The 8,206-nt window shown below is 44.2% G+C and carries 6 protein-coding genes; 3 read left to right on the forward strand and 3 right to left on the reverse strand.

The window, feature by feature from the left end:
- Nucleotides 1-1,411, reverse strand: a 1,411-nt coding sequence (gene kdpA, locus LC574_RS15420; RefSeq protein ID WP_229454331.1) for a potassium-transporting ATPase subunit KdpA, incomplete at its 3' end; no start/stop codon positions are given.
- 505 nt (nucleotides 1,412-1,916) lie between these two features.
- Nucleotides 1,917-3,644, reverse strand: a complete 1,728-nt coding sequence (locus tag LC574_RS15425; protein WP_229454332.1) for a calcium-binding protein — start codon at nucleotides 3,642-3,644, stop codon at nucleotides 1,917-1,919.
- A 359-nt stretch (nucleotides 3,645-4,003) separates the two neighbouring features.
- Between LC574_RS15425 and LC574_RS15430 the strand changes: the two genes are divergently transcribed.
- From LC574_RS15430 to LC574_RS15440, 3 genes are read left to right on the forward strand one after another with little or no spacing between them, the layout of a single operon-like run.
- On the forward strand, nucleotides 4,004-5,101 hold the full coding sequence (locus LC574_RS15430) for a sensor histidine kinase KdpD (protein WP_229454336.1): 1,098 nt from the start codon (nucleotides 4,004-4,006) through the stop codon (nucleotides 5,099-5,101).
- On the forward strand, nucleotides 5,061-5,303 hold the full coding sequence (locus LC574_RS15435; RefSeq protein WP_229454333.1) for a hypothetical protein: 243 nt from the start codon (nucleotides 5,061-5,063) through the stop codon (nucleotides 5,301-5,303). Before LC574_RS15430 ends, LC574_RS15435 begins: the two co-directional genes overlap by 41 nt.
- Before the next feature lie 10 nt (nucleotides 5,304-5,313).
- Nucleotides 5,314-5,988 carry a response regulator transcription factor gene (locus LC574_RS15440; protein ID WP_229454334.1) on the forward strand — a complete coding sequence of 225 codons (675 nt, stop codon included), beginning with the start codon at nucleotides 5,314-5,316 and terminating at the stop codon, nucleotides 5,986-5,988.
- A 926-nt stretch (nucleotides 5,989-6,914) separates the two neighbouring features.
- Here the strand turns inward: LC574_RS15440 and priA are convergent.
- Nucleotides 6,915-8,206 (reverse strand): primosomal protein N' (gene priA, locus LC574_RS15445; RefSeq protein ID WP_229454335.1); only part of this gene is annotated, 1,292 nt, incomplete at its 5' end.

The raw sequence follows: 8,206 nt of genomic DNA on the forward strand, positions 1-8,206 counted from the left end.
CTAAGCCGGAGCCATTATTTGCTGCTGCTGAGGCGTATTCATAAACTACTTGAGAAATACCGTGATAGCCAGTGTTGCTAATTCCAGATAGGGAGATGGGATAAGCCAAAGCGATCGCACTGGGAATCAAAATTAGAATTGGGTGAATCAACAGCACGACGCTGGCGAGGATGATTTCTCGCTTTTCAATTTTGCGTCCTAAAAATTCTGGGGTGCGCCCTGCCATTAGTCCGGTTAGGAACACTGTGAGAATTAAGTAAATAAATAGGTAAGCTGTTCCAGTTCCCTGTCCACCCCAGATAATCTGAATAAATAAGTTGAAGAGAGTCGAAAATGTTCCTTGCGGCATCAAAGAATCATGCATCCCATTCACAGCACCAGACATAGTAGCGGTAGTCATAACTGCCCAAAATGCTGTTTGCGCCCAACCAAATCGAACTTCTTTACCTTCTAAATTGGGTTGTTCTAATCCAAAGGCGTTATTAACAAGGGGATTACCTTGCAGTTCTCCCACGGCTGTCACTCCCACCAGAACTACAAAAATCACAAACACCATCCAGAAAAGTAACCAAGCTTGTTTGATGTTGTTGGCAAATATACCGTAGGTGTAAATCAAGGCTGCTGGTATAGAAATCATGGCGATCATTTCTATCAAGTTAGAAGCACCATTGGGATTTTCAAAAGGGTGAGCTGAGTTTACGCCAAAAAAGCCTCCGCCATTCTCGCCCAAAAGCTTGATCATTTCAAAGGATGCCACGGGGCCTCTGGCAATATATTGCGTTCCACCTTCTAAGGTTCTCAGAACCAGAGTCTCTTTTAATGTTTGTGGTACACCTGTTACAAGTAAGGCGATCGCTCCAATAATCGAAATCGGCAGCAAGATTCGCGTAATTCCACGCACAAGATCGACGTAAAAGTTCCCCAATTTTCTCCCCGTCAACCCGCGAATAAAGGCAATTCCTACGGCTAACCCGGTGGCTGCGGAGGTGAACATCAAAAAGCTTAAAGCCGCTACCTGGCTAAAATAGCTTAAAGTTGTCTCACCAGCATAATGTTGCTGGTCGGTATTGGTAACAAAGGAAATGGTTGTGTGCAGTAATACATCCCATTTGGTAACACCGAAGCCGTTAGGATTCCAGGGCAAGAGTCTCTGAAAATATAACAGGAAATACACTGAAATACCCATGATTAGGTTGCTGCAAATTACAGCCTGGATATACTGCCAACCCGTCATATCATCTTTCCTGCGGACACCCGCTAGTACGAACATACTTCGCTCTATTGGGTTCATTAAAAAATCAAGCAGTGTTCTTTCTCCTAAGAAAACACGCGCTATGTATTTACCCAGTAACGGAGTGATTGCTATGACAATACACAGCGTTAAGCCAATTTGCAAAAAACCTTGTACCATATATTTCGCGCTAAATTAAATTTAAGTCCTAGTAAGCCAATTCTTAGAAATAACAGATTTTGAGGAATTTACTATTTTCAGCTATTACTATTTTCCAGATACTTGTTCAAGTTTTTGTTAAGAATATTTAATTTTTACTCATAGACCCTGCGATCTACAGACTATAACGATTTGACCCCGATTAGTCAGAATTGCTTGACTGAGATTAGCGATCGCCCCTATATATCTCCAATCACTGCATTAGGGGTGATCGTGGCATTTTGGGAAAATTGTAGGTTAACCGCAAAGGCAATAGTCGCAAAATTGATTTGATTTCGCTTGTACCGGGTGGGTTAAAAATTAATTAAAAATTCTCTTTCGTATTAACAAGTATACAGTTCATTATATCTGTGCAAGAATGGCGATCACTGATCAAAATGACTTGCATTGAGCAATCAAATGCGAGGTGCTGAAAATAACACCTCGCAACACATACTGCTTAGTAATGGTAAAACGCTAAAGACGATTAAACAACCACAAAATTGTTTTCGGTTAGTGACAATCCAGCTGATAATTCTGCAAATTTTACTTGAGTAAACCCAGATGCGCTACCGTCAAGGTCAAAGAACAATCCACCTGTAATGTCGTTGTAGATAAATCGCTGACTGCTAGTGGTTGCAGATGTTCCGATCGTAAACTGATCCGCTTTGAGTGAAGGTGTTGACAACCCGCCACCAAAACCATCAGCTGATACCTGAATCAGGTCATTAGTGGCGTTGAAGTCATAAAGATTATCAATGCCTTCTTTGTAACTATTGAAAGCAAAGGTATCAGTATCATCCCCTCCATAGAGGCTGTCATTGCCATCGCCCCCAGAGAGTAGGTTATTGCCATATGAACCACTAGCAGTCAAGGTATCATTACCTGTACCACCGTTGAGGGTATTATTGCCTGATGATTGACTGGTGTAGTCAGTGTAACTACCTACTTGTAAGAGAGAAGAAATGTCTAGATAATCATCGCCATCGCCCCCAGAGAGCAGGTTATTGCCTGTTGAACCACTAGCATTCAAGGTATCGTTACCTGCACCACCTTTGAGGGTATTATTGCCAGATGAGAGATAGTAGAAGAAGTTGTCCTCGCTGGAAAAGACGGTTCTCACGTAGCCAGACGCGGAGAGAGAATCATTGCCATCGCCTCCAGAGAGCAGATTATTGCCTGATGAAGAGTCAACATTTAAGCTATCGTCACCAGTACCACCATTGAGGGTATTATTACCCTTTGATTTCTTGTCATCCCTAAAAGAGATGCCTATGCCGGACGCGTAGCCAGAAGCGGAGAGAAAATCATTGCCATCGCCCCCAGAGAGCAGATTATTGCCTAATGAAGAGTCAACATTCAAGTTATCGTCACCAGCACCACCATTGAGGGTGTTTTTGCCAGATGAGCTAAAGGAGCGAAGAAAATCATTGCCATTGCCTCCAGAGAGCAGATTATTACCTGATGAAGAGTCAACATTCAAGATATCGTCACCAGCGCCACCGTTGAGGGTGTTATTCCCTGCACCACCCCTTAAAAGGTCGTTGCCACTCTTGCCGTCAATGATGTCATCACCCCCCTGACCATTGATCACATCATCTGAGTTGTCAAAGCCGTTAACATTATTAGAGAGGTCATTAAGGAAGGTGACTGTGTTCTTGTTGAAGATAATATTTTGGGTAGAGTTGGCATTGAAGACATCAAAGCTGTCCGTGATGCTAGTTTGCTCATAAAACAGGATATTGCCCAAATCTACACTGGCTCCTGTAGATTTGCTGAGGTTATCTAGGTTTTCTAAGGCAAAGTTTTGCAGGGTAACTAGGCCACCATCTACCCCTGCAAAGGTGATTTCCAGATCGTTGCCATTCTGAGTCAGCAGCAGATTTTGGGCAGTCAAGCCATAGCCCTGGAATGTTAAGCCATCGCCCAAAAATATTAGGGTGTCCACTTCGGCAATGACTGCTGCTGTGGGGTTTGTTCCTTTACCTACTCCACCGAAATCGGTGATAGTGGTGATCCTATTATCACTGAAATAATAGTAATAGTAGTTGTATCTTACATCTATAACAAATTTATCCTTGCCGCCTCCACCAGTCAAGGTGTCGTAGCCAAAGGAATCTGTAATGGTATCGTTGCCTGCTCTACCGTTAATAGTGTCGTCGTCGTAGCTGCCCACTAGAGTATCATTCCCGTTGGTTCCAATGATATCTGCCATAATTTTTACCTACCTAAATCGATTTTTTCAGTAACTTCAGTTGTCAATTTGCAGTTTGTGCTGTTTGAGGGCACAAATAACTTGGTTCCTTTCAAGGTGGTGAAATTTGGAACGAAGGTTGGTTATTTCAACTTTCAAAAAGCCCAAAATCTGAGCAGAGGATTCAAGATGGTAGCGCTGAAACAACGTATCTTCGTTTGTCACCTTGAAAGGGCTAAGCTAATCAGCATTAGAGTTGCATAATCAGGGCGGGCAAGATGCCCAGCCCACAAGATATTGAGAGAATTTTGATATGCAAATTAGATGTGTTTTAGCTTAGTCCTACAGTTATACAGATTTTTAGTAAATCATAAATGACAATGTTAAGTCGATTATTGACTATGAAAGAAGCTATAAAGAAGCGTGGGGAGACGTATGGGCTAATAGCGATCGCCTTTGCTATGGTCATAGGCTTAGAATATTTGACACCACCTGAGTACGTATTTGGCTACCTTTACACAGGGACGATTTTGTTAGCAGATTCACGATTGAATCGGAGTGCTGTATTAGGGATCACTCTTGCAGCTACAGGATTAACATTATTGAATTTATTTGTTCCCGAAGGAGAAATGATTAATTCCCCAACGTTGGCAAATAGGTTGATTGCAGTATTGGCGTTGATGGTAACGGGTTGGTTAAGCGATCGCAACCACCGCAATGAAGAAGCGATCGCTTATACGCAAGCACAATTACGCTCCCAAGAACAACTAGCTACCATGCGTGAAGATTTTGTTTCTACCCTAACGCATGATTTGAAAACACCTCTATTAGGAGCAATTGAAACCCTGAAATATTTTCAAAATGAGCAATTTGGTGAAATCACGCCAATGCAAGCAAAAGTCTTACAAACAATGGCTCGTAGTCATCGGAGTACACTGCAATTAGTCCAAACGCTTTTAGATGTATACCGCAATGATGCCGAAGGGCTGAAACTACAGTTATCACCTGTTAATTTGGCAACTGTGGCAGAGGAGGTAATCGCCACCCTGACTGAACTAGCGAAAACACGTCAGGTTTATATTTCTCTCCACTATGGCGAATCAGATTTTCGCAGCTTTCTTTGGGTAAACGGCGATCCTTTGCAACTGGGGCGAGTCTTCACCAATCTCCTGAGTAATGGCATAAACCATACCCCTCGTGGCGGTAAAGTAGAAGTAGTACTTGAAAGTTATTCTAGCGATCAAGTAGTAAAAATACTCGATACTGGTTCCGGCATTACCGAAGAAGAGTTACCCCACTTGTTTGAAAGATTTTATCAAGGACATAGCGATCGCCACGTCTCAGGATCTGGACTAGGGCTTTATTTGACCAGGCAAATTATTACCGCTCATGGAGGTACAATTTGGGCAGAGAATCGCTCACCACGAGGCGCACTGTTTGGTTTCCGACTCCCTGCTTGTCCACCACCGGGGAGATGAGGAGGGGGGGCAGGGGGAGCAGGGGAGGATGAGGGAGATGGGGGAGATGGGGGAGATGGGGGAGCAGGGGAGGATGAGGGAGATGAGGAAGACAAGGCGAATAACCAATGCCCAATGCCCAATGCCCAATGCCCAATGCCCAATGCCCAATGCCCAATGCCCAATGCCCAATGCCCAATGCCCAATGCCCAATGCCCAATGACTAATGACTAATGACAAAAATCTTACTTGTTGAAGATGATGAATTGTTTCGGCTTGGTCTGCGGATGCGGTTGCAACAAGAAACCACTTTGGAGATTGTCGCAGAGGCAGAAGATGGGGAACAAGCTGTAGAATTAGCAAATCGCTATCCCCTGGATTTGGTCTTGCTAGATATAGGTTTACCGGGGATTGGCGGGATTGAAGCTTGTCGCCAAATCAAGCAGAAACACCCAAATTTACCAATTCTTGTTTTAACCTCTCGTTCTGAAAAACCCCTGATTTCGCGGTTAATTGCCGCCGGGGCCCAAGGTTACTGTCTCAAAGGTATTCCGGCTGAGTCTCTAATATTAGCAGTGCGATCGGTTGCAGCAGGGGCTTCTTGGTGGGATCAAACGGCAACAACAGAAATTAGAGCAGCTTTTGAGGGCAATTCTACTACGCTGCTGCCTGCAAAAACTGAGGAATCTTTAGAAAATCCCCTAACCAAGCGGGAGCAAGAAATTTTGGCACTCGTAGCAACTGGCAAAAGCAATCAAGAAATTGCTGAAATTCTCTACATTGCCCCTGGTACAGTGCGGGTTCATGTCCATACTATTTTGCAGAAACTAGAAGTACGCGATCGCACTCAAGCCGCAGTTTTAGCTATCCAAAAAGGATTGGTAGCACCAGAATTGTTAATTAAGTAGATTAAATATTCAAAGTTTAAAATTCAATCTTAAATACGTAGGACTTACGCATGAGTCATGGAATAACGAACCGCGAACGCGAGTGCGTCTTGTAGAGTTGGCACGAACGCGAGTGCGTCTCCAAGAGTTGGACACGTTCGCCCTTGGCGTCTCCGACAGGAGAAGGAATAAGAGTTGCAGAGAGTTTTTGCGTAAGTCCTGTACGTTTGTAGTGAGGATTTTAGTCTTCAAATATTCAAGCACACTTTGTGCTTACTACAAAAGATATAGGAGTGAAAAAGAATTGTTTTGACGTAGCATTGCTACGTCAAGACAAGGGTTCTAGATAACGCATATTTAATTTCACTCCTATGTCTAGACCTATCAATCTTTTACCCTAAGTACAGCATTTCATTAATTCGTAGCGAATTAATGAAAGGCAATACCCTGCAATGCCAATGCGTCGGCTTACAATGCCAATGCGTCGGCTTACATTGTTAATGCGTCGGCTTACATTGTTAATGCGTCGGCTTACATTGTTAATGCGTCGGCTTACAATGCCAATGCGTCGGCTTGCATTAAAAACGCTACGCTTTTAGGCAAAACTGTACTAAGAAAATCACTAGGACTTACGCATTGACAAGAAATACCATATATGGAGAAGTTTAAAAACCACATCTTTCGTAAGGACACAGCAAAGTTTAGCCCCTACAGCATGGTCTATTGACGATCGCAGGATAATTAAGAAAAGCCTGAAAACTTCCGGGAGCATCGTTAATGCACATCACGATGAATTTGTACAGTGCGTAATATCATGTTTGGATAAATACTTGTCATTGCGAGCGAAGCGAAGCAATCGCAGAGACCAAGGGAATTGCTTCGCTCCACTTCGTTGCGCTCGCAATGACGTTTTATAAGTGATCAGCCGAACATGATATAAGTCCTAATCACATAATATTTAATGGGTCTACATCAATAGTTAAACTCACAGATGAAGGACAAAGCGATCGCACTTCTTCCCAATCTGGCAATTGTGGTAATGCATCGGGGGCAAATTTAATCAATATCTGCCAGCGATAACGATTAGCTACCCGCAAAATACTTGCTGGTGCTGGGCCTAATATCTCGAATTCTTCTTCTGTACTCAAGGTTGTGGCAATTATTTGCGCCGTATTTTGCACTTGAATAGGATCGAGACTACTTAAGCGCAATAAAATTAACCGCCCATAGGGAGGATAATTGAGGGCTTGGCGTTGTTCTAATTCAGCTTGGGAGAAAGAGTGATAATCGTGCGATCGCACCGCTGCAATTACCTGATGTTCTGTAGTATAAGTTTGTACAATCACCCTCCCCGGATCGTCACCTCTACCAGCACGTCCAGCGACTTGAGTCAAGGTTTGAAATGCCCGTTCACTGGCGCGATAATCTGATAAATTGAGCAATCCATCGGCGGCGACAACTCCCACAAGTGTCACCTGTGGTAAATCCAATCCTTTGGTGAGCATTTGCGTACCTACTAATAAATCTGCTTCGCCGTTGGCAAATTGGGTGAGTAGGGTACGGTGTGAGCCTTTATTGCGGGTGGTATCGCTATCAAAACGAATCAAGCGTAACTCTGGGAACTGTCGCGTTAGTTCCTGCGTTACTCGCTGAGTACCGCTACCGAAAAATTTTAGGTAAGGGGAACTACAATCAGGGCAGAATTTGGGGTGCGATCGCGCATAGTTACAATAATGGCAGCGCAATAATTCCGGCGCTTTTTCTTCGGTGTGGTGATATGCTAACGACACGTCACAGTACGGACATTGCAACACATATCCACAACTGCGGCAAGATACAAAAGTACTGTGTCCCCGCCGATGGATAAATAAAATTCCCTGTTGTTTTCTCTCTTGCAACTGTTGCAAAGCTTCTTGCAGCGATCTACTAAATATAGAACGATTTCCCTGCTGCAACTCTTGCCGCATATCCACTATTTCCACCGGCGGTAAAGGGCGGGAGTTGATGCGTTCGGGGAGGGGGAGGTAGTGGGAGGGATGAGGGGGATGAGGAAGATGAGGGGGATGAGGAAGATGAGGGGGATGAGGAAGATGAGGGGGATGAGGAGGATATTGCTCCCTCATCTCCCCCTGCTCCCTCATCTCCCCCTGCTCCCTCATCTCCCCCTGCTCCCTCATCTCCCCCTGCTCCCTCATCTCCCCCTGCTCCCTCATCTCCCCCTGCTCCCTCATCTCCCCCT

This window comes from Nostoc sp. CHAB 5715, from assembly GCF_020829685.1.
GTDB lineage: Bacteria > Cyanobacteriota > Cyanobacteriia > Cyanobacteriales > Nostocaceae > Nostoc.